19 protein-coding genes are annotated in these 20,925 nt (G+C 72.5%); 10 read left to right on the top strand and 9 right to left on the bottom strand.

The genetic code is table 11. The features are described from left to right. Window positions 1-39: 39 nt before the first annotated feature. The 5 genes from ASF35_RS03740 to ASF35_RS03720 form a co-directional block, all read right to left on the bottom strand. Window positions 40-1,164 (bottom strand): hypothetical protein, encoded by a 1,125-nt coding sequence (locus ASF35_RS03740; protein ID WP_055962983.1) that lies wholly within the window; start codon window positions 1,162-1,164, stop codon window positions 40-42. Beyond that, the gene (gene clpB / locus ASF35_RS03735; RefSeq protein ID WP_082495352.1) at window positions 1,091-3,733 is read right to left on the bottom strand and encodes an ATP-dependent chaperone ClpB; all 2,643 of its coding nucleotides are present in this window, start codon (window positions 3,731-3,733) and stop codon (window positions 1,091-1,093) included. Before clpB ends, ASF35_RS03740 begins: the two co-directional genes overlap by 74 nt. Window positions 3,734-4,160: 427 nt before the next feature. Continuing rightward, window positions 4,161-5,777, bottom strand: a complete 1,617-nt coding sequence (locus ASF35_RS03730; RefSeq protein WP_055962980.1) for an FAD-dependent oxidoreductase — start codon at window positions 5,775-5,777, stop codon at window positions 4,161-4,163. After that, window positions 5,774-6,655 (bottom strand): FAD:protein FMN transferase, encoded by an 882-nt coding sequence (locus ASF35_RS03725; protein WP_055962976.1) that lies wholly within the window; start codon window positions 6,653-6,655, stop codon window positions 5,774-5,776. The genes ASF35_RS03730 and ASF35_RS03725 overlap by 4 nt, the downstream gene beginning before the upstream one ends. 20 nt (window positions 6,656-6,675) lie before the next feature. Next, the gene (locus tag ASF35_RS03720; RefSeq protein ID WP_156367948.1) at window positions 6,676-7,140 is read right to left on the bottom strand and encodes an FMN-binding protein; all 465 of its coding nucleotides are present in this window, start codon (window positions 7,138-7,140) and stop codon (window positions 6,676-6,678) included. Between the two features lie 196 nt (window positions 7,141-7,336). Between ASF35_RS03720 and ASF35_RS03715 the strand changes: the two genes are divergently transcribed. From ASF35_RS03715 to ASF35_RS03695, 5 genes are all read left to right on the top strand, one after another. Continuing rightward, a complete protein-coding gene (locus tag ASF35_RS03715; RefSeq protein ID WP_055962975.1) occupies window positions 7,337-7,957 on the top strand; it encodes a hypothetical protein in 621 nt (206 codons plus the stop codon). Then, window positions 7,954-8,250, top strand: a complete 297-nt coding sequence (locus ASF35_RS03710) for a transcriptional regulator (protein ID WP_055962972.1) — start codon at window positions 7,954-7,956, stop codon at window positions 8,248-8,250. The genes ASF35_RS03715 and ASF35_RS03710 overlap by 4 nt, the downstream gene beginning before the upstream one ends. Next, window positions 8,247-9,125 (top strand): ABC transporter ATP-binding protein, encoded by an 879-nt coding sequence (locus tag ASF35_RS03705; protein ID WP_055962968.1) that lies wholly within the window; start codon window positions 8,247-8,249, stop codon window positions 9,123-9,125. The genes ASF35_RS03710 and ASF35_RS03705 overlap by 4 nt, the downstream gene beginning before the upstream one ends. Window positions 9,126-9,160: 35 nt before the next feature. Beyond that, entirely contained in the window at window positions 9,161-9,946 is a 786-nt protein-coding gene (locus tag ASF35_RS03700; RefSeq protein WP_055962965.1) for an ABC transporter permease, read from the top strand. Between the two features lie 173 nt (window positions 9,947-10,119). Continuing rightward, a complete protein-coding gene (locus ASF35_RS03695) occupies window positions 10,120-11,493 on the top strand; it encodes an FAD-dependent oxidoreductase (protein ID WP_055962959.1) in 1,374 nt (457 codons plus the stop codon). Window positions 11,494-11,553: 60 nt separating this feature from the next. Here ASF35_RS03695 and ASF35_RS03690 read toward each other — a convergent pair whose 3' ends face one another. Next, window positions 11,554-11,970: a hypothetical protein gene (locus ASF35_RS03690; RefSeq protein ID WP_055962956.1), complete on the bottom strand. Its 417-nt coding sequence runs from the start codon at window positions 11,968-11,970 to the stop codon at window positions 11,554-11,556. Between the two features lie 145 nt (window positions 11,971-12,115). Here ASF35_RS03690 and ASF35_RS03685 point away from each other — a divergent pair, with 145 nt between their 5' ends. The 3 genes from ASF35_RS03685 to ASF35_RS03675 all read left to right on the top strand — a co-directional run bounded on the left by ASF35_RS03685 (window position 12,116) and on the right by ASF35_RS03675 (window position 15,310). Continuing rightward, a complete protein-coding gene (locus ASF35_RS03685; RefSeq protein WP_055962953.1) occupies window positions 12,116-12,976 on the top strand; it encodes a 3-hydroxybutyryl-CoA dehydrogenase in 861 nt (286 codons plus the stop codon). Continuing rightward, window positions 12,977-13,570, top strand: coding sequence for a GNAT family N-acetyltransferase (locus tag ASF35_RS03680; RefSeq protein WP_235493065.1), 594 nt, complete (start codon window positions 12,977-12,979; stop codon window positions 13,568-13,570). Window positions 13,571-13,714: 144 nt separating this feature from the next. Then, complete coding sequence (locus ASF35_RS03675) at window positions 13,715-15,310, top strand: AMP-binding protein (RefSeq protein WP_055962950.1); 1,596 nt, start codon at window positions 13,715-13,717, stop codon at window positions 15,308-15,310. Here the strand turns inward: ASF35_RS03675 and ASF35_RS03670 are convergent. Continuing rightward, complete coding sequence (locus tag ASF35_RS03670; protein WP_055962947.1) at window positions 15,303-15,971, bottom strand: TetR/AcrR family transcriptional regulator; 669 nt, start codon at window positions 15,969-15,971, stop codon at window positions 15,303-15,305. The genes ASF35_RS03675 and ASF35_RS03670 overlap by 8 nt on opposite strands. A 242-nt stretch (window positions 15,972-16,213) precedes the next feature. On the opposite strand from ASF35_RS03670, the gene ASF35_RS03665 reads away from it, so the two are divergent. After that, on the top strand, window positions 16,214-18,280 hold the full coding sequence (locus ASF35_RS03665) for an Ig-like domain-containing protein (RefSeq protein WP_055962944.1): 2,067 nt from the start codon (window positions 16,214-16,216) through the stop codon (window positions 18,278-18,280). Further along, on the top strand, window positions 18,270-18,932 hold the full coding sequence (locus tag ASF35_RS03660; RefSeq protein ID WP_156367946.1) for a GNAT family N-acetyltransferase: 663 nt from the start codon (window positions 18,270-18,272) through the stop codon (window positions 18,930-18,932). The genes ASF35_RS03665 and ASF35_RS03660 overlap by 11 nt, the downstream gene beginning before the upstream one ends. A gap of 50 nt (window positions 18,933-18,982) precedes the next feature. On the opposite strand, the gene ASF35_RS03655 is transcribed toward ASF35_RS03660, so the two are convergent. Continuing rightward, the gene (locus ASF35_RS03655; RefSeq protein ID WP_055962938.1) at window positions 18,983-19,873 is read right to left on the bottom strand and encodes an NAD(+)/NADH kinase; all 891 of its coding nucleotides are present in this window, start codon (window positions 19,871-19,873) and stop codon (window positions 18,983-18,985) included. Next, window positions 19,870-20,901: an SPFH domain-containing protein gene (locus tag ASF35_RS03650; RefSeq protein WP_055962935.1), complete on the bottom strand. Its 1,032-nt coding sequence runs from the start codon at window positions 20,899-20,901 to the stop codon at window positions 19,870-19,872. Before ASF35_RS03650 ends, ASF35_RS03655 begins: the two co-directional genes overlap by 4 nt. Window positions 20,902-20,925: the final 24 nt, after the last annotated feature.

Raw genomic sequence — 20,925 nt, 5'->3', positions numbered from 1 at the left:
CCGGGGGCCGCCTCCCGACGAGGGGGTCAGTGAGCCCGGTCACGCCCGCGCGAGCCAGGCGCGCGCGTCGGGGCGACGCAGCTGCACGACCACGACGACGGCCGCAGCCGCCGTGACGATGCCGAGCGGGAGGAAGAAGACGGACACGCCGACCGTCAGGGCCGCGACGATCCTCAGGGCGACGACGCCGGCAGACATCCGCTTGGCGGTGGCGATCGCGGCGGCCAGGCCGACGGCGCTGAGCACGAGCCAGACCGTCGACGACAGACGCAGCAGCCCGATGACCTGGTCGGCGTCGACCCCGGCGGAGCGGAGCCAGTCCTGCGCCATCCCGGGCTCGGACAGCGCGGACCGGTAGGCGTCGGCCCCGATCGTCGACACCAGCAGGGCGATCAGGCCGAAGAAGCCGACCACGGCGCACGAGACGACGGTGGTGACCACGGCGACGGTGACCGATCGCGGTCGAGCGGCGGAGGCCGGGCGCGACGGCACGGGGTGCGACGGGGCGGGGGTCGCGGACTGCTCGCCGTCGGACGGGAAGGCCGCAGGAGCCCCTGCCTCGGGCGTCGACGACGGCGGCACGGCGGCGAAGGGATCCGCTGCGCCGGTGCGGGTGGCCGTCGCGAGAGCGGGCACGGCCCGCCCGTTCACCTGGTCGAACCAGCGCCGCGACTCGGCCGTCCACAGCGACCATCCGCACACGCCGGCGAAGGCGGCCGGGAGCAGTCCCGGGAGCCCGATCGCCGCGAAGACCAGGAACGCCAGGCCGCACAGGATGGTCAGCATGATCCGCGACGTCCGATGACCTCGGGCGGCGTAGAGCGCGAAGACGGCTCCGGAGGCCGTGAGCACGACGCCCACGTAGGCGGCGTACCGAAGGGCGTCGAGAGCCTGGTCGAGGCCGATCCCGGCCTCCTTGAGCGGCTCGGTGGCCAGCGCCTCGCGCACCGCGTCCTGCAGCTCGATGGAGCCCCAGGACGACAACGTCGAGACCAGGTTCACGAGCAGGAGCGCCGACCCCACGCCCACGAAGATGCAGGTGAGGGTCAGGGCCTGAGGTCTCGGCGGGCGGTCTGCCATGGGCCCCACCCTAACGATGGAGCGGTCGAGCAGGAACGAGAAGTAGTACTCCTCGACCGGGGGCGTGGCCGGCGTGACGAGCACGCGGTTGACCGTGAGCCCGCACCGTGTCGCCGTCGCGGACCTCGCCGGCCAGCAGCGCCTTCGCGAGCCGGTCGCCGATGGCCTGCTGCACGAGCCGGCGCAGCGGACGGGCCCCGTACGCCGGGTCCCAGCCGGTGAGCGCCAGCCACTCCTTGGCGGCGTCGGTCACGTCGAGCGTGATGCGCCGCGCCTCCAGGCGTCGACCGAGCGAGGCCAGCTGCAGGTCCACGATGTGCGTCAGCTCCGCCGTGCCCAGCGGCTCGAACGTCACGATCTCGTCGAGTCGGTTGAGGAACTCCGGCTTGAACGAGGCCTTGACCACGTCCATCACCGCGCTCCTCTTCGCCGCGTCGTCGAGCGCCGGGTCGGCCAGGAACGCCGAGCCCAGGTTCGAGGTGAGGATGAGGATGACGTTGCGGAAGTCGACCGTGCGACCCTGCCCGTCGGTGAGCCGGCCGTCGTCGAGCACCTGCAGGAGGATGTCGAAGACCTCCGGGTGTGCCTTCTCGACCTCGTCGAGCAGCACCACCGAGTAGGGCCGGCGTCGGACCGCCTCGGTCAGCTGGCCGCCCTCGTCGTAGCCGACGTAGCCGGGAGGGGCACCGACGAGCCGCGAGACCGCGTGCTTCTCCGCGTACTCGCTCATGTCGATGCGCACCATCGCGCGCTCGTCGTCGAACAGGAACTCGGCCAGCGTCTTGGCCAGCTCGGTCTTGCCGACGCCGGTGGGACCGAGGAACAGGAACGACCCGGTCGGGCGGTCGGGGTCGGCGATGCCGGCCCGGCTGCGTCGCACCGCGTCGGAGACGGCGGTGACCGCCTCGCGCTGGCCGATGAGCCGCTTGCCCAGCTCGTCCTCCATGCGCAGGAGCTTGCCCGTCTCGCCCTCGAGCAGACGGCCCGTGGGGATGCCGGTCCACGCCGCGACCACCTCGGCGATCTCGTCGGCCGTGACCTCCTCGTTCACCAGCCGGTCCTCGCCGTCGCCGGACTCGCGCGCCGACTCGGCCTCCTGGGCCGCGGCCAGCTGCGCCTCCATGGTGGGGATCTCGCTGTAGAGCAGCCGCGCGGCCGTCTCGAGGTCGCCGTCGCGCTGGGCGCGGTCGGCGGCGATGCGCACCTCGTCGATGCGCTCCTTGATCTCGCCGACGGCGTTCAGGCTCTGCTTCTCGCTCTCCCACCGCTGCTCGAGCGCCCGCAGGGTCTCCTGCTTGTCGGCCAGCTCGCCACGCAGCTTGTCGAGGCGGTCGCGGCTCGCGTCGTCGCTCTCGTTCTGCAGGTGCAGCTCCTCCATGCGCAGGCGGTCCACCGCGCGGCGCAGCTCGTCGATCTCGACCGGGCTGGAGTCGATCTCCATGCGCAGGCGCGACCCGGCCTCGTCGACCAGGTCGATGGCCTTGTCGGGCAGCTGGCGACCGGGGATGTACCGGTCCGAGAGAGCCGCGGCCGCGACGAGCGCGGCGTCGGCGATGGCGACCTTGTGGTGGGCCTCGTACCGCTCCTTCAGACCACGCAGGATCGCGATGGTGTCCTCGACCGACGGCTCGCCGACGAGCACCTGCTGGAAGCGACGCTCCAGCGCCGGGTCCTTCTCGACGTTCTCGCGGTACTCGTCGAGCGTGGTCGCGCCGATCATGCGCAGCTCGCCGCGGGCCAGCATCGGCTTCAGCATGTTGCCGGCGTCCATGGCGGAGTCGCCGGTGGCGCCGGCGCCCACGACGGTGTGCAGCTCGTCGATGAAGGTGATGACCTGGCCGTCGGAGGCCTTGATCTCCTCGAGCACGGCCTTGAGCCGCTCCTCGAACTCACCGCGGTACTTGGCGCCGGCCACCATCGCGCCGAGGTCGAGGCTGATGAGCCGACGGCCGCGCAGCGACTCCGGCACGTCGCCGTCGACGATGCGCTGGGCCAGACCCTCGACGACGGCCGTCTTGCCGACACCGGGCTCGCCGATGAGCACCGGGTTGTTCTTGGTGCGACGGCTCAGCACCTGCACGACCCGACGGATCTCGGCGTCGCGGCCGATGACGGGGTCGAGCTTGCCCTCGCGGGCCACGGCCGTCAGATCCACGCCGTACTTCTCGAGCGCCTGGTACGTGTCCTCGGCGTCGGCGCTGGTGACACGGGCCCCACCCCGGACGGTCTCGAACGCGGCACCGAGGGCGTCGGGCGTGGCGCCGTGCGCGGCGAGCACGTCCTTGGCGGACGAGGCGACGGTGGCGACGCCCACGGCGAGGTGCTCGGTGGAGATGTACTCGTCACCCAGCTCGGCGGCGAGGTCGGCGGCGCGCTGCAGCACCTCGTGCGTGCTGCGGGACAGCCCGGGGTTCTGGACGCTGGTGCCCGATGCGGACGGCAGCGCGTCGACCGCTGCCTTGAGCTCGGACCTCACGACCGCGACGTCGACGCCGGCGGCCTGCAGCAGGGGTGCGGCGGTGCCGCCGTCCTGGGCGAGCAGGGCCGTGAGCACGTGAGCCGGCTCGATGGCCGGGTTCCCGGCGGCTGCGGCCTGCTGCATCGCGGCGGCCAGCGCCTGCTGGCTGCGGGTGGTGAGGTTCGAGAGGTCCATGGGCTGCTCCTGGTGCGTCCTTCCGTCGGCGCGGTTCGCCGTACATCAGGTACAACATCATGAGAGTTGAGTCCATTCCACTCAACTTTGGAGTCCATCCGTTTCGGACACCTTCGGGGCGCGAAAGCGGCCTGGACCGCCCCGGAACTGTCCGAAACGCCGCAGCCAGGTCTCGAAGGCCTGCCCGAGCCTCGGCCTTCGGCTGCGTCGGCTGCGGTCGTCGTCGGGGTGGGCTCCGAAAGGGCCTCGACCGGACGGCACCAGCGACGCGGGCGGGTCCTCGGACCGCGGCCTCCGTTTCGGACACTTCCGGGGCATTCGGGACCCCTCGACCGCCCCACAACTGTCCGAAACCGACGTTCTCGGCCGAGCGCCGCGCCGACGCAGCCGCAGGTCCACCCGGAGCCGACGTCGGCGCAGCCGCAGGTCAGTACCCCGAGAAGTAGTCCGTCCGCACACCCGCGCAGCGGGAACGCAGGGCGGACCGGACGCCGGCGACCATCGCGGGCGGGCCTGACACGTACGCCGTGCGCGAGGCCGCGTCGGGCACCGCCTCGTCGATCGTCTCGCCGGTGACGAACGGGGCCGCCACGTGGACCCAGCCGTCGGGCAGGTCGCCCGGGGGCTCCGGCGAGACCAGCACCACCCGCACGCCGGTGGCCACCAGCTCGTCGCGGTACGGGACCGCGTCGCCGTCGGGCACGCCGTAGACGAGCACCACGTCGCGGGCCTCGCCCGAGCGCAGCTGGCTCAGGAACGGTGTCACCCCGATGCCGCCGGCCACGAGCAGGAGCGACTTCCCGCCGCGTCGGCTCGCGTCGCGCGGCCACACGAAGTCTCCGTGGACCCCCGTCGCACGCACCCGCTGCCCCGCGTCGAGGTCCACCAGCGCCCGCTTGAACGAGGACGCCGGCTCGGGCACCCGGATCGCGATGCGCAGGTCGTCGGACTGCGGGGGCGAGCTGATGCTGAACACCCGCCGCACGCCGCGGCGGTCGGCACCGGCGTGCGGGAGGTGCAGCTCGAGGTACTGGCCGGGCTCGAAGCGCACCCGGCGGCGGGGGCGGAAGGTGACCTCCCACGTGTCGCCGGCCAGCCGACGCGCGCCCGCGGACTCCAGCACCACGCCGGTCCGCCGGGCGAAGGCGAACGCCACCACGTTGCCCAGCACGATCGCGAGCTCCGGCGTCATCGAGAGCGGCCCCCACGTGGGCGGGGTGACGTCGAGGACCGACGCGAACGTCGGGAATCCGAGGAGGACGCCCATGACGGCGGCCACGACCAGCTGCTGCCCGCGCCGCGGCGGCAGGGTGAGCGGCTCGCTCACCATGAAGCCGGCCATGAACAGGATCGGGTAGGAGTACAGCGCCGTCTGCCAGGCCTGGGACAGCGGCGTGCCGAAGCCCGCCGTGAGGCCGGTCAGCACCAGGGCGAACGCGACCACCGCGAACACCAGGCCGACGTCGAGCCGACGGGTCCGCCAGAGCACCAGCAGCGCGCCCACGGCGACGAACGGGGCCAGCGCCTCGGTGGCCGCGGTCTGCCACAAAGCGTTGATGCTGGACTCCCGACCCACCGCCCACTGCACGACGACGACGAGCAGCGCGCCGGCGGCGGCCGGGTTGAGCACGTGCCGCCCCCGCCAGGCCAGGAGGTACTTCGACGCGTTCGCCAGCACCGCCGCGGCTGCGAGCCAGGCGAGGTTCGCGGCGCCGACACCCGCACCGTCGCCCCCGGCCGCCTCGGGGAGCGGGGCGAACAGGAAGAACAGCAGGAGTGCCGTGATCACTGCCGACTCGTCGTGCGGCTTCAGGCGCCACACGAGGCCGAGCAGGCGGTTCGACCCGACCGAGGCGACCAGCAGCACCGCGAGGGCCACCAGGTTGCCGACGGTGGAGAGCCCCTCGATCACGCCGGTCGCCGTGAACACCACGTACACCGCCGCGACCACGGCCAGCACGATCGTGACGAGCCGGTACATCGTGACGCGGCCGAGGAGCCCGTCGATGCTCGGACGAGACCGCGTCGTCGTGCTTCGAGTCATGTGAACAGCTCCCCAGGGAGGCCGGGCGACCGCAGGACGCGACCGTCGGCGTGGATGCGGACGAAGTGATGCGGGTGGAGGTCCATCAGGACCTCGGGATCGGTGAAGAAGTGCGCGGTGGCCAGGCCGTCGGCCTGCATGCAGGAGTGGTCGACGAGGGTCCACGTGGCCACCACGTCGTCCGTCGGGAGACCGGTGCGACCGTCGACCACGTGGTGCAGGCCGTCGCCCCAGGTCCGACGGTTCACCGCAGATGCGCAGAGGGCCTGCTCGGGCTCCAGCTCCAGGACACCGATGGCCTTCGTCGGGTCGGCCGGGTGCTCCAGCGCGACCCTGATCGGCGCCGAGCCGCGGTGGTAGAGGTCGCCGCTGGCGTCGACGGTGAACGCGTTCAGCCCACGGTTCTCCAGGACGACCGCCACGAGGTCGACGAGCAGGCCCTTGCCTGCCGCCCCGACGTCGAGCAGCAGCGGACGGTCGGTGCGGACGGTCCCGTCGACGTCGGCCACGACGGCGCCGTCACGCCGAAGCGCCGCCCAGTCCTCGGGCACCGCGTCGGCACCGGTGGGCCTGAGGGAGTAGTCGGCGTCGTAGCCGAGCGCCACGAGCGAGCGGCCCACCAGGGGCGTCACCGCACCGTCGGTCGCGGCGTGCAGGCCGTCGTAGAGGTCGAGCAGGAGCGCGGCGGACTCGACGTCGCGCCAGGTCCCCGCCTGCTGCGACATGGCCGTGACCACGGAGTCGCCGCGGAACCGCGACCACGCCCGGTCGAACCGCTCGATGACGGCGAGCACGTCGACCTGGACGCCCGGAGCCAGCGGCTGCGCGGTGTCGACCGCCCACCGCGTCCCGATGGCCTCGAACGTCCAGGTCGCCATGCGTCGGACCCCGGTGGGGCTCAGGCCTGGGCTTCGGACTTGATCTGGTCGACGGCCTCGTTGAAGCCGCCCGACGTGAGGGACGAGCCTGCGACCTTGGAGACGTCGATGTCGTCGATGTTCTTGCCGACGATCTCGTCGGCGATGCCGCCGGCGAACTTCTCCTGGTACTGCTTCGAGGTGCCGGACGCCTTGGGCGTGACCGTCACGTCGTCGATGACGCCGCCGTCGCCGAGGGTGATCTCGACGTCGACCTCGGAGGTGCCGCCGGGGTTGGAGTAGCTGCCGGAGCCCTCGTAGGTGCCGGCCGTGTAGTCGCCCGAAGCCTCGGACGACCCGCTGTCGTCGGCGGCCTCGCTGGTGGCCGAGCTCGAGGAGGACGAGCCGACGTCGGAGTCGGCGTCGCTCCCGCACGCGGCGGTGAAGAGCAGGGTCGAGGTGGCCGTCAGGGCCAGGAGGGCCTTCTGGTGGCGGCGCAGGGTCATGGGTCTCTCCAGTCAGTCGGGCTGGGACGCGGATGTGGTTGCGTCGTCAACCAGCCCAACGGACCCGACCTCCGCGAGGTTCCATCCTCGCGCACTCCACAGCGGGAGCACAGCACCCGGGACCCCGCACGGTCTTGACCTTCTCCACGGGTCCGTGCAAACTACTTTGCATGACAAACTGCTTTGCGGACGCATCATGACCGACGACGACCGCACCCCCGACCTCGCCGAGAGCTGGGCGCTGATCGAGTCCGAGCGCGAGCGCGCCCGACGTTCGGTCCGCGTCGACGAACGGGTGGTCTACGGCGTCTGGGGGCTGGCCTGGGGCGTCGGCTACCTGGCCCTGTTCGTGTGGGCCGGCCCGGAGGGGCAGCCGGGACTGCCCGGACCGATCGTCTTCGGCGTGCTCATCGTGGCCGCCATCGTGGTCACGGTCGCGCACATCGAGGGCCGGACGCGCGGTACCGGCGGGCCCGACGCCGAGACCAACGCGATGCTCGGCTGGGCGTGGCCCCTCGGCTTCATCGGCAGCAGCCTCACGGCGGGCGCGATCGGACGCGCCGGCATCGAGGGCGACGCCGCGGCCATCGTCTACAACGGCCTGCCGTGCCTCGTCGTCGCGTGCCTCTACATGGGCACCGGCGCGGCCCTGCGCGACCGACGCCAGCTCGTCCTCGGCGGCTGGATCGCGGTCACCGTGGGGATCGCCTCCTTCGTCGGCGGCGCACACCTGTACCTGGCCATGGCGGTGCTCGGCGGCGGCGGGTTCGCCGTCGCGACCGTGGCGGCGGCACGCGACCGGGCGGGGCGCCCGTGAGCGAGCTCGACCCCGTCATCCACGCGCAGGCCCGCCTCCGGGTCACGGCCTTCCTGGCCGTGCTCGAGCCCGGCGAGACGCTCACCTTCCCCCGCCTGCAGAAGGAGCTCGGCATGACCGCCGGCAACCTCTCCACGCACCTGCGCAAGCTCGAGGACGCCGGCTACGTCGAGCAGACCAAGACCATCAACGGACGCAGCCCCGTCACCTACGTCGGCCTCACCGACACGGGCCGCACGGCCTTCGAGACCTACACCCGCACGCTCCGTCAGCTCATCCAGGGGGACTCATGACCAGCACACCCGTCCTGACCATCGACCACGTCAGCCGCTCGTTCGGCGACCGACCCGCCGTCGACGACGTCAGCCTGGAGGTCCGTGCCGGGCAGGTCGTCGGCCTGCTCGGACCCAACGGTGCGGGCAAGACCACGCTGCTGTCGATGGTCTCCGGGCTGCGCACGCCCGACACCGGCACGGTCCGCGTGCTCGGGCTCGACCCCCGTCGGCCGGCACACCGTGCCGTGATCGGCGTGACGCCCCAGGAGACCGGACTGCCCGAGTCCCTCACCGCCGCGGAGGTCGTGCGCTTCGTGGCCGACCACCACGCGGACCCGCTCCCGACCCTGGAGGCGCTGGACCGGTTCGGCATCGCCGAGCTCGCCGACCGGCGGTGCGGGGGCCTGTCCGGTGGGCAGAAGCGACGCCTCGCCTGCGCGCTCGCCCTCGTGGGACGCCCCGCCCTGGTCCTGCTCGACGAGCCGACGACCGGGCTCGACGTCGACGCCCGGCACGCTCTCTGGCGGGGCATCCGCGCCCACCGCGACGACGGCGTGGCCGTCCTGCTGACCAGCCACCACCTCGAGGAGGTCGAGGAGCTGTCCGACCGCGTGGCCGTCATGGCCGAGGGCCGGGTGCTCGTCGACGACACCCTCGAGCGTGTGCTCGGCCGGGTCGACGTGGACCGGCTCTCCTGGTCCGGCACCACGGGCCGCGTGGCCGAGCTCGACGGCGTGGTGGACGTCCAGGTCGACGGTGACCAGGTGGTCGTCCTCGCCCGCGACGCCGACCTCGTCGTCCGGGCCCTCGTCGACGGCGCCGCCGACTTCGCCCGACTGCGTGTCCGCGGCGCCTCGCTCGAGGACGCCTTCACCCACCTCACCGCCGCCTGACCCACCCAGCCCATCCAGCGTCCACGGGGGACCCCATGACCACGACCACCACCGCACCACGACGCACCGCACCCGCGCTGCGCATCACCCTCGCCCACACCCGGCTGTCCGTCCTCGAGGCGCTGCGCGAGCCGATCGTCATCGTGAGCACCGTGGCCTTCCCGGCCCTCGTGCTGCTGTGCTTCGTCGTGCCGCAGCGCGCGGTCGCGGGCGACCCGTCCGCAGCGACCGCCGCCACCGGCCAGATCGCGCTCTTCTCGATCGTGTCGGTCTGCCTGTTCACCTACGGCGCCGGCATCGCCGAGGACCGGCAGCGGCCCTTCGACACGTTCATCCGGTCGCTCCCCGCCGGCCCCGTGGCGCCGTTGGTGGCCCGGATCGTCACCGGCGTGGTGCTGAGCGCCCTGGGCCTGCTGCCGGTCGCCGTGATCTCGACGTTGCTCACCGACGCGGACGTCCCTCTCCTTCGTCTGCCATGGGTGGGGCTGACGCTGCTGACCTGCGGCGTCCCGTTCCTCGTGATCGGCTTCGCCATCGGGTACTCGCTGCGGCCGAAGGCCGCGCTGGCCGTGGCCCAGATCGTGCTGTTCCCGCTCGCCTTCCTGGGTGGGTTGTTCGTCCCGCCCGAGACCTTCCCGTCGTGGCTCGACGCCGCCTCGCAGGCCACGCCCACCCGAGCGGCGCGCGACCTCGTCGTCTCGTCGATGACGGGGTCGGGCGGCGAGGCCACCCAGCTGCTGGTCCTGCTCGGCTGGACGCTGGCCGCCGGCGCGGTCACCGTCTGGGCGTTCCGCCGCGACGAGGGTCGTCGCTTCCGCTGACCGGGCGAGCCGAGCCCCCGATCACCGGACGACTCGCCGGGCTCGGCCGCGCTCGACGTGGGCGATCTCGCACCGCGGACGACTGCGCAGGGTTGGTGCGGAGAACTTAGGATGGCCTCATGCACACCGCATGATCCGGTCGGTGTGCCCGCAAGCCCCCAGGAGTCACACTGATGAGCAGGAAGCTCAGGGTCGCGATCGTCGGCGCCGGCCCCGCCGGCGTCTACGCCGCCGACATCCTCACCAAGTCCGAGGTCCCCGCACCCTTCGAGGGCGCGAGCGTCGACCTCCTCGAGCGCGACCCCACGCCCTTCGGGCTGATCCGCTACGGCGTCGCGCCGGACCACCCGCGCATCAAGGAGATCGTCAAGGCGCTCAAGCGCGTCATGGCCAACGACGACATCCGCTTCTTCGGCAACGTCGCGTTCGGCGACGACCTGAAGCTCGACGACCTGCGTCAGTTCTACGACGCCGTCGTGTTCGCCACCGGCGCGCGCCGCGACCGCGACCTCGACATCCCCGGCATCGACCTCGACGGCTCGCACGGTGCCGCCGACTTCGTGTACTGGTACGACGGGCACCCCGACGTCGACCGCGAGTGGCCCTTCCAGCCGCACCAGGAGTCCGTCGCGGTGCTCGGCGTGGGCAACGTCGGCCTCGACGTCTCGCGCATCCTGGCCAAGACGGCCGAGGAGCTGCTGGTCACCGAGATCCCCGACAACGTCTACGAGGGCCTGAAGAAGAACGTGACGAAGGACGTGCACGTGTTCGCGCGCCGCGGTCCCGCGCAGGTCAAGTTCACGCCCATGGAGCTGCGCGAGCTCAGCCACTCCCCGACCATCGACGTCATCGTCCACCCCGAGGGCTTCGAGCTCGACGAGGGCTCCCTCGAGGCGATCCGGGCCGCGAAGAGCCAGAAGCTCGTCGTCGACGTGCTGCAGAACTACCTGGCCAAGGAGCCCACGGGCGCCCCGCACCGCATCCACATCCACTTCTGCCAGAACCCCGTGGAGATCCTCGGCGAGGACGGCAAGGTCGTGGGTCTGCGCACCGAGGTCACCGAGCTCGACGGCACGGGCAACGTCCGCGGCACGGGCGAGCTCGTGGACTGGCCGGTCCAGGCCGTCTACCGGGCCGTCGGCTACTACTCCGACAACCTGCCCGGCCTGCCCTTCGACATCACCGCCGGCGTCGTGCCCAACGACGGCGGCCGGGTCGTGGAGATCGACGGCTCCGCCCTGCCGGGTGCCTACGTCACCGGCTGGATCAAGCGCGGACCGGTCGGCCTCATCGGCCACACCAAGTCCGACGCCGCCCAGACGATCTCGATGCTGCTCGAGGACGCTCCCACGCTCGCCCAGGCGGCGCAGCCGGAGCCCCAGTCCGTCGACGCCTACCTCGACTCGCGCGGCCTGGAGTACACGACGTGGGAGGGCTGGGAGAAGCTCGACGCCCACGAGATGGGCCTCGGCGAGGCCCACGAGCACGAGCGCGAGCGCGTGAAGGTCGTGCCCCGTGAGGACATGGTCAGCATCGCCCGCTCCTGACGCAGCCCCGAGCACGAGGGGTCGGCCGCACGCGGTCGGCCCCTCGTGCCGTGTCCGGGGTCAGTCGGGCTGGAGGGCGAGCAGCTGCAGGTGGCACGGGCCGTCCGGCGAGGACGTGGGGATCTCGTCGAGCCTGAACCGCACCTTCGTCCCGGCGGCGACGTCGACCAGCCGGCGGGTGGTGGCCGGTCCCGCGCCGTCGGCCGGCCCCACCTGGGCGCTCACCTGGTAGCTGACCGGGTTCTTGGTGGGGTTCGAGACGACGCCGACCGCAGCCCAGACGCCGTCGTCGTCGGGGTTGCACCGGACCCCGGAGAGCAGCTCGGGCACGGGCGTTCCCGCCGGCAGGCCGCTGGCCGTGGGCGAGGCGGTCGCCGTGGGCTTCGTGGCGGGCTGGGGGTCGTCGCCGCTGCAGCCCGCCGTCAGCACCGCGACGGCCAGGATCGGGGCCAGCAGGGCCGGACGACGTGCACGCATGGCCCCATCCCACCACGTCGACCCCGCTCGTCCGGCCGCACCACGCGCCTGCATCACACCTGAGGGTCGCCTCACGTTCGCACGTCGGCGTCCCGTACGCTGGAGATCGTTGGACGTCCGAGCAATCGAGGGTGAGGAAGAGACGATGACGATCGCGCGACTGGGTGTCGTCGGGGGCGGACTCATGGGGTCCGGCATCACGGAGGTCGGCGCCCGCGCGGGCCTGTCCGTGGTCACGGTGGAGGTCGACGACGACGCCGCCAAGCGTGCCGCGGAGCGGGTCGAGGGTTCGCTGCGCCGGGCCGAGAAGCGCGGCAAGATGACGCCCGAGGACGTCGCGGAGACGCTCGAGCGGGTCACGTTCACGGCCGACCTGGAGGCGCTGGCCGACCGCGACCTGGTGGTCGAGGCCGCCAGCGAGGACGAGCAGACGAAGCTCGAGCTGTTCCGCACCCTCGGCTCGCTCCTGGAGTCCGACGACGCCGTCCTCGCGTCGAACACGTCGTCCATCCCGATCGTCAAGCTCGGCGCCGTGTCGGGTCGCGCCGACCGCGTGATGGGGGTGCACTTCTTCAACCCGGCACCGGTCATGAAGCTGGTCGAGCTCATCCCGTCGCTCACCACGAGCCCCGAGACGCTGCAGCGCATGCAGTCGTTCGTCTCCGAGACGCTCGGCAAGGAGCCGATCGAGGCCACCGACCGGGCCGGCTTCGTGGTCAACAGCCTGCTCGTGCCGTACCTGCTGTCGGCGATCCGCATGTACGAGGCGGGGTACGCCTCGGCGGCCGACATCGACTCCGGCATGGTGCTCGGGTGCGGGCACCCGATGGGCCCCCTGGCGCTGGCCGACCTGATCGGCCTCGACACCGTGCGCGCCATCGGCGTCTCGATGTACGACGAGTTCAAGGAGCCCCTCTACTCCCCGCCCCCGGTCCTCGACCGCATGGTCGACGCGGGCCTGCTCGGCAAGAAGTCCGGCCACGGGTTCTACCCCTACGATCGCTGAGTGCCCGACGACGAGATCATCCGCCCGCGCCTGGCTGACCTCGCCTGGCCGCGGCGCACGTCGCGCCTGACGCTGCGTCCGCTCACCGTCGACGACGTCGACGCGGTGCTCGCGTACCGGTCCGACCCCGACGTCGGTCGCTGGCTCGGGCGTCCGGCCCGCTCGCGGGAGGAGGTGATGGCCTCCCACTTCACCGAGCAGGACCTCCCGCACTCGCTGGCCGTCGAGATCGAGGGCGCCGTCGTCGGCGACATGATGCTGGTGGTGGAGGACGCCTGGGCCCAGCGCGACGTCCGTGAGCAGGCTCGGGGTTCCGTCGCGGTGCTCGCCTGGGTGCTGTCGCCGGTCCACCACGGTCGCGGCCTCATGACGGAGGCGGTGGAGGAGCTGCTGCGGATCTGCTTCGAGGACCTCGGCGTGCGCCGGGTCAGGGCGGAGTGCTTCGCCCTCAACGAACCGTCGTGGCGCCTCATGCAGCGCGTCGGCATGCGCCGCGAGCTGCACGGCGTCCGTGACAGTCTCCACCGCGACCTCGGCTGGGTCGACACCCTCGGCTACGCCCTCCTCGCCGACGAGTGGCGCGCGGCCCGCTGAACGGTTCGGACACGTCCGGGGCGTTCCGACCCGGGTCCGTGACCCGGAAGTGTCCAGGACGCGGGTCCGGTGACCTGCGACGGCGGTGCAACACCGGGCGTTGCATGATGGGCGTGACCCGCGTCATACGCTCTGGAGGCCCTCGTGATCGTCCCGTTCAGCATCCGCGACTTCCTCGACCGCGCCGTCACGGTCTACCCCGACCGGGTGGCGGTCGTCGACGAGCCGGACCAGCCTGCGGCGTCATGGGGTGAGCTGACGTACGCCGAGGTGATGCGGCTCGCTCAGGCGCAGGCCGCGCGCCTCGACGAGCTCGACGTTCCGGTGGGTGGTCGCGTGGCGATGGTGTCGCAGAACGCCGCCCGGCTGTACACGTCGTTCTTCGGCGTCTCCGGCTGGGGGCGCGTGTTCGTGCCGGTGAACTTCCGGCTCGCGCCGGCCGAGGTGGAGTACATCGTGCAGCACAGCGGCGCGGAGGTCGTGATCCTCGACCCGGGCCTGGAGCACCTGCGCGACGCCTGCTCGGGCGCCAAGCACGTGTTCGTCGTCGGCGAGGACGACGAGGCGGTGTGGGGCTGGAGCCCCGCCCCCGGCGGGGGTGCCGGGCAGCGGGCGGCGGAAGGTACCGGCCAGCGGCCGGAGCACGGCGCCGAGCCTCGCGCGTGGGAGCCCGACGAGAACGCCACCGCCACGATCAACTACACGTCGGGCACCACGGCACGACCCAAGGGCGTGCAGCAGACGCACCGCGCCCTCTGGACGAACGCCACCGTGTTCGGCTGGCAGGCCTCCGTCAGCGACCGCGACGTCTACCTCCACACGCTGCCGATGTTCCACTGCAACGGCTGGGGCCAGGTCTACGGCGTCACCGGCATGGGCGCCAAGCACGTCGTGCTGCGCCAGGTCGACGGCGCCGAGATCCTGCGCCGCATCGAGGACCACCAGGTCACGTACCTGTGCTGCGCCCCCGCGGTGCTGTCCGCCGTGCTCGACGCACTGAAGGACTGGGACGGCCCCACCGGTCGCGACCGCGTGCGCTGCGTCGTGGCCGGGGCCCCGCCGCCCACCCGCACGATCGAGCGCGTGCGCGAGGAGCTGGGCTGGGAGTTCATCCAGATCTACGGCCTCACCGAGACCGCGCCGCTGCTCACGATGAGCCGGATGCGCGAGGAGTGGGACGACCTCGATCCCACCGAGCAGGCCCGCAACCTCGGCCGCGCCGGCGCCCCCGCGCTGTCGACGTCGATCCGCGTCGACGACTCCGGCGAGCTGCTCGCCCGCAGCAACACCGTGCTGGAGGGCTACTGGGAGAATCCCGACGCCTCCGCGGAGTCACTCGCCGGCGGGTGGTTCCACACCGGTGACGGCGGCGCGTTCGAGGACGGCTACGTGACGATCGCCGACCGCAAGAAGGACGTCATCATCTCCGGCGGCGAGAACGTCTCCTCGATCGAGGTCGAGGACGCCCTCGCCTCCCACCCCGCCGTGCGCGAGGTGGCCGTGATCGGCATCCCCGACGAGAAGTGGGGCGAGCTGGTGACCGCACTCGTCGTGGTCGATCCCGACGCCGGCGTCGACGAGGCCGCCCTCATCGCCCACACGCGCGAGCACCTGGCCGGCTACAAGTGCCCCAAGCGCATCGAGTTCCGCGAGGAGCTGGCCCGCACCGCCACCGGCAAGCTGCAGAAGTTCAAGCTGCGAGCCGAGTTCTGGGAGGGTCAGGAGCGCCAGGTCAACTAGCGTCCGGCGCCGCGCCCGAGGCGAGTCGGTTGAGGTCGATCGGGCCCCACTCCTGCTCGACCCAGAGGCCGACGAACACGGCGCGGACGAGGGCGACGGCTGACTGGGCGCGACGCTCGAACTCCGCGTCGTCCACGTCGTCGAAGGCCAGGGCGATCAGCACGTCGTCGATGGCACCGATGATCCGCAGGGCGGTCTCCCCGTCGAGCTCGACCTTCTCGGTGCCGTCGTCGGCGGCAGAGAGACGCTGCAGCATGGTGGCGTAGCGACCCTTCACCTGCCGACGCAGCGCGATCGCCTCGGGGCCGAGGTTGTAGAGGTCGACGAGGTGGGCACGGGCGAGGAACGGCCGCTCGTGGGTCTGCGTGAGGAACGCGCGGACCGCTACCTCCGCGCCCGCCAACCGGTCCGGGGCGTCGAGCACCCGCGCCTCGAGCTCCTCCACCCAGCTCGTGTGGAAGCGGTCGGCGTGGTCCATGAGGCACGCCGCCTTGTGCGGGTAGACCTCGTAGAAGGCTCGCTTGGACATGCCCGCCGAGGCAACGATGTCGGCCACGGCGATCTCGCCGAAGGGACGCCGGGCGAGCACGTCCTCGAGACCGGCGAGGATCCGTTGCGCGATGTCGGCCGTCCTCGCGAGGCTCGCGTCCTGGTCCTGCACCGTTCCCCCACCCGCTCTTCCTGGAACTCCGCTTGACATCGGTACACACGCGTACCATCCTGGGTACGCAAGCGTACCAAGAGTTCGCCCCGACGTGCGTGGCGTGCGACTCGAGTCCAGGGGCGAGTCGCGCGCCGGCCGGTCCGGTGAATTCTTCTCGTTCGCCGGACTGGGGCCAAACTTGCGCATAGGCTCCTCACGCCCGCCGATCGTCGGGCACCTCTCGACATCCAGGGGCCCCCTTGTCCAGCTCGCCGCGTCCTGCCCTGCACCTGTTCGGCCGCATCGGGGTGACCGCGGTCGCCGCGTTCGCCACGGTCGCCACCTCCGCGCCTGCGGCTCTGGCCGCCGAGGGCGACCTGGCCCCGGAGACCTCGGAGCCGACGTCGACGTCCGAGCCGGCCGACGCGGCGCCGACCTCCGACTCGACCGCGCCGGAGAGCACCGAGCCCGCCGGCGACACCGAGTCGACCCCGCCCCCGGCTGACGAGACCCCCGACGAGACCCCGGACGCCCCGGCCGAGCCCGCCCCGAGCGAGCAGGACACGGACGGGACCGAGGCCGATCCCGCGCCGAGCGCCGCTGCGGAGGGTGAGGCGGAGGGCGAGGCCGACATCGAGGCCGCCGACGAGCTCGGCTCCCAGCAGATCGCCATCACGATGGCCCTGAAGGCGGGCGACTTCTACCCCGACGACGTGGGCAGCCAGTACGTGTACGTCGCCATCTACCAGGGCGACGAGTACCTGCGCTCCGCCAACTGCAGCGCTCCTGTCGAGACCGTCGAGGCCGGCACCGAGGTCGCCTGCCTGAACGAGTCGGACGCATCACCCACCGTCGAGCTCGGCCCCGGCGAACGGGCCGTGATCGAGTACTACGACGGGACCCAGTACCGGAACGTCTACGTCGATCCGTGCCTCGCGTCGGAGTGCTCCGCCGATCCCGTGGCCGTGGACCTCGTGCGCGAGGGACCCGCACCGTCCGCGCCGAACCGGTCCTTCTCCGCCCGTCCGGGAGAGCCCGTCACGTTCGACGTGCTCGCCTTCGACTCCATCGACGACCCCGACACGACCGTGTCCATCGCCTCTGCGCCCCTGCACGGCACCGTGCGGGTCACCGACGACGGCCTCCAGCGGCTGGTCTACACGGCGGCCGAGGACTACGCGGGAACCGACACCCTCACCTACACCCTGACGAACAGCAACGGCAGCTCGACCGGCACGGTCAACATCACCGTCGCCGAGGACGCCGTGACCCCGAGCTTCGGGAGCCGCAAGTACCGCATCGGCACCCAGGTGGCGAGCGGCGCCTTCGTCCCCGAGGGCACCACCACCGCGGGCAGCACGATCACCATCACCACCTACCCCGCCGGCGGTGGCTCACCCGAGGTCGAGACGTGCACGACCTCGACCGGGTCGACCGGGCCGATCTTCCCGCCCGACGGGCCGTTCTTCCCGCCGCTCGGGCTCGCCGCGGCGGCCGAGGGCCCCACCGGCCTCAGCTCGTGCCCTGGCGACATCACCGGGATCGGGTCGTTCCTGCGCCTCTACACCGCCCCTCCCGGCGCCCGCGTCGAGATCACGCAGTCGGCCGTCCCCGACGGCCAGGCGCTGCTGCCCGACCCGCGCACGGTCGTCATCGAGCCGTGCGACCTGAACCTGACGCCCGGGTGCGACACCGAAGAGGTCACCCTCACGGCGACCGGCTCCATCCTTCCGGTCACGCGCCCCGACACGGCCACCGCCGAGCAGGGCGGCCCCGCCATCGAGGTGGACGTCCTGGCCAACGACGACAGCGAGGACCCGGACACCGGTCTCGAGGTCACCCCGCTGCCCGAGGGCCGCGGCACGGTCGAGGTCGTGGGCGCGGCCGAGACGCCCGTGCCCGAGCCGACCGAGGGGGTCGGCACCCTGGCCGTCCCCTCCGCCGGCACGCTGCGCCTGCGCTACACCCCGCCCACCGGCTTCAGCGGCACCGTCCCCGTGCAGTACACGGTGACGAACTCCAACGGATCGACGACGGGGACGTTGACGATCACGGTCGAGGCGGCAGACCCCGTGGACCCGGTCGATCCCGGCGATCCCGGCACCGACGACGGTGACTCCGGTGACACCGGCGATGGCGACTCCGACGTCGCGCCGGCCTCCGCCTCGAGCGGCACGCGAGGCAGCACCGCCGCACAGGTCAGGACGCTCCCGGCCACCGGTGGTCCTGATGCGGCCCTCGCGCCCCTGGGTGCCCTGCTGGTCGCTGCCGGTGCCGCCGCACTGACCCGGGCCCGCCGCCGACCTGCCCCCTCGCGTGGCCGCTGAGGGTCCGCCGCCGGGAGAACCGGACTGGCCGTACTGGTACGTCCGTGCACTCGGTCCGGGCTCTGCGCCGCTGTGGTCCGCCGTGCTGCAGTCGGGGCGGCACGGCGACGGGACGCGCCTCGCGCTGCCGGAGGACGAGGCGCTCGCCGAGATCGAGGGTGAGCCGCTCGTCGCGAGGGCCCAGCACGGTCCCGCCGGGACGGTCGCGACCATCGAGGTCACCGTGGAGGCCGCACCCAAGGCACCTCCGCTGTGGTTCGCCGAGCTCCGTGAGCCGAGCAGCGAGCCGCCCGCCACGGTCCTGCTCGCCTTCACCGGCCACGGCGTCGCACCCGGCAGCCTCCTCGACCGACAGGCTCTCCGCCAGGTCGACGTGACGAGCGAGGACCAGCTCGGCGCCTACCGCTGGTACCCGTCGTCGGGCTTCGTCGACCAGATCTACGTGACGCCTCGGTGGCGACGTCGCAGCATCGGGACGGCTCTCGTCGCCGCCGCCTCGAGCGTGGTGCTCGCACGCGAGTGGCCGCGCATGTGGAGCGACGGCCAGCGGACGGCGGACGGCGACCGGATGCGGGCCGCCTCGCGCTGGACCGACCGGACGGACGATCTCACCCACCTGATGCCGCCGATGACCCCGTTCGACGAACGCTGACGACAGCGGTCGCACATCCTCCTGCGCGAGGGTCCTGTAGTCGGCCGCGCTCAGACGACGAGACGCAGCCGTCGCGACGACCGGCCGACCGTGAGCCGCTGGCCGAACGACAGCGTCACCGCATCGGCCTCGATGCCGTCGCCGAAGCACACCAGCGCGTCCGACTCGACCGTGACGACGAGCGATCCCTCCGCCTCGAGGACACCCTCGGTCACCGTGACCCCCGTGGCCGGCGACGGCCACGCCTCCCGGACGAACCAGCACAGCCTGGCGTCGGTCGCCGCCGGCAGGTCGAGCGGGCTGCGGCGCTCCTCCCACGCCGAGCGCAGCCAGCCGGTGGCCCCCGTCCCGGTGCCGACGAGGATGCCCGACGACGACTGCCGCTCCACCTGGTCGCCGCACTGCAGCACGTAGCGCGCCGACTGGTGGCCGGCGTGCCCGACGAACACCTCGTTGAGGGCCGAGATCATCTGTCCGTCGTCGGTCCGGGCCTGCACCATCGTGCGCTCCTGGACCTGCCGGTCCGCGCGCGCCAGGGCCGCCAGCACGGTCACGACGTCCTCGGGCCGGTGCGGGACGAGGACACCAGGGTTCCAGGCGGGTTCGGGGTTGACGCCCACGACCGGCTGCCCGTCGAGGTACTTGGCCGCGTTCGCCACGAGCCCGTCCTGGCCGACGGCGACCACGACGTCCTCGGGACCGAACACGAAGCGGTCGAGCTCGCTGCGCTCCACCTCCGCACGCCGCCAGTGCAGCGGGATGGCGGCCGAGACGGCCGAGCGCGCCCGGGCGAGGGCCTCGTGACGGTGCTCCACCTCGACGATGTCGCGGTCGCGGGAGGCCAGGAAGAAGGTCGCCTGCTCACGTGTGGCGTGACGTGCCACGAGCTCGTCGAGCTCGGACCGCCGGTGGACGACGACGGCCCTGGGCCGCAGCGTCACGCCGGACCGGGCTCCTCGGCCGCCACCCGGTCGTCGCGGTCACCGAGCCGGTCCAGCAGCGGCGCGAGCAGCTCGGGCGTGACGGTCAGGTGGGTGAGCGGCGGCAGGTTGCCCGCGAGCTCACGCGCGGCGATCGCGAGGATCCGACCCTGGTCGATCTGCGCGTACGACGCGAACGCGGCGGACTCCGCCTCGGCCCGCGCCTCGCCCACCGTGCGCTCCTGGTCGGCCTCGGCACGGGCGAGGACGCCCTGGCGCTCGGCCTGGGCGGCCGCCGTGATGCGGTCGGACTCGGCCTGCTCGGTGGCGCGCCTGCGCTCGTTCTGCCCGCGCTGGGCCACGAGCTCCTCCTCGCGGCGGGCCAGCTCGATCTGGTTGGTCAGCTCGTTCTCGGCGATCGCGCGCTCCTTCTCCACCGCCATGGCGCGCCGCTCGAAGGTGGCTCGGTCGGCCTGCTGCTGCACCGCCTCGCGGGTGGGCGTCTGGAGGGCGCGCTCCAGGTCGGCCTCCGCACGGATGGCGACGACGCGGACGTCGGTGACCGCCAGGCCGCGCTCGACGAGGCGCTGGTCGCCGGCCAGCTCGTCGGCCACGCGCTGACGCACCGGGGAGATGCCGTGCGAGAGCGCGTCGGTCAGCGAGGTGCTCGCGAGGTGGTCGAGCGCCGGCTGCTGCGCCAGCTCGGTGAGCAGACCGCCCAGGCGCTCGAGGGGTCGCGCGTTCCATGCGCCGGTGCGCGGATCGATGCCGAAGTCGATGCGGGTCGCGGCCACGGCCGGGTCGACCACGCGATAGGTCACCGTCGCCTGCACCGAAACCACCTGGAAGTCACTGGTCCGGGCGGTGAACTGCAGCGCCTGCTCGCGGTCGTCGAGCGGCACCTCGGCGAGCGCGGCGGTGCTCGGACGGAACCAGAAGGAGATGCCGGCTCCGGACTTCGTCGGTCGTCCCCCGCTCAGCTTGAGCACGAACGACGTCGGGTCCGACCTCAGGTGGTTCAGGAACGGACGTCGGGTGATGTCGGCCATGGGTGCCCCTCGCTGTCGGCTCGA

Origin of the sequence: Aeromicrobium sp. Leaf291 (assembly GCF_001423365.1) — a bacterium.
Classification (GTDB): Bacteria; Actinomycetota; Actinomycetes; order Propionibacteriales; family Nocardioidaceae; genus Aeromicrobium.
Note: the sequence above shows the minus strand (reverse complement) of the source record. Positions and strands in the feature narration are given on the sequence as shown.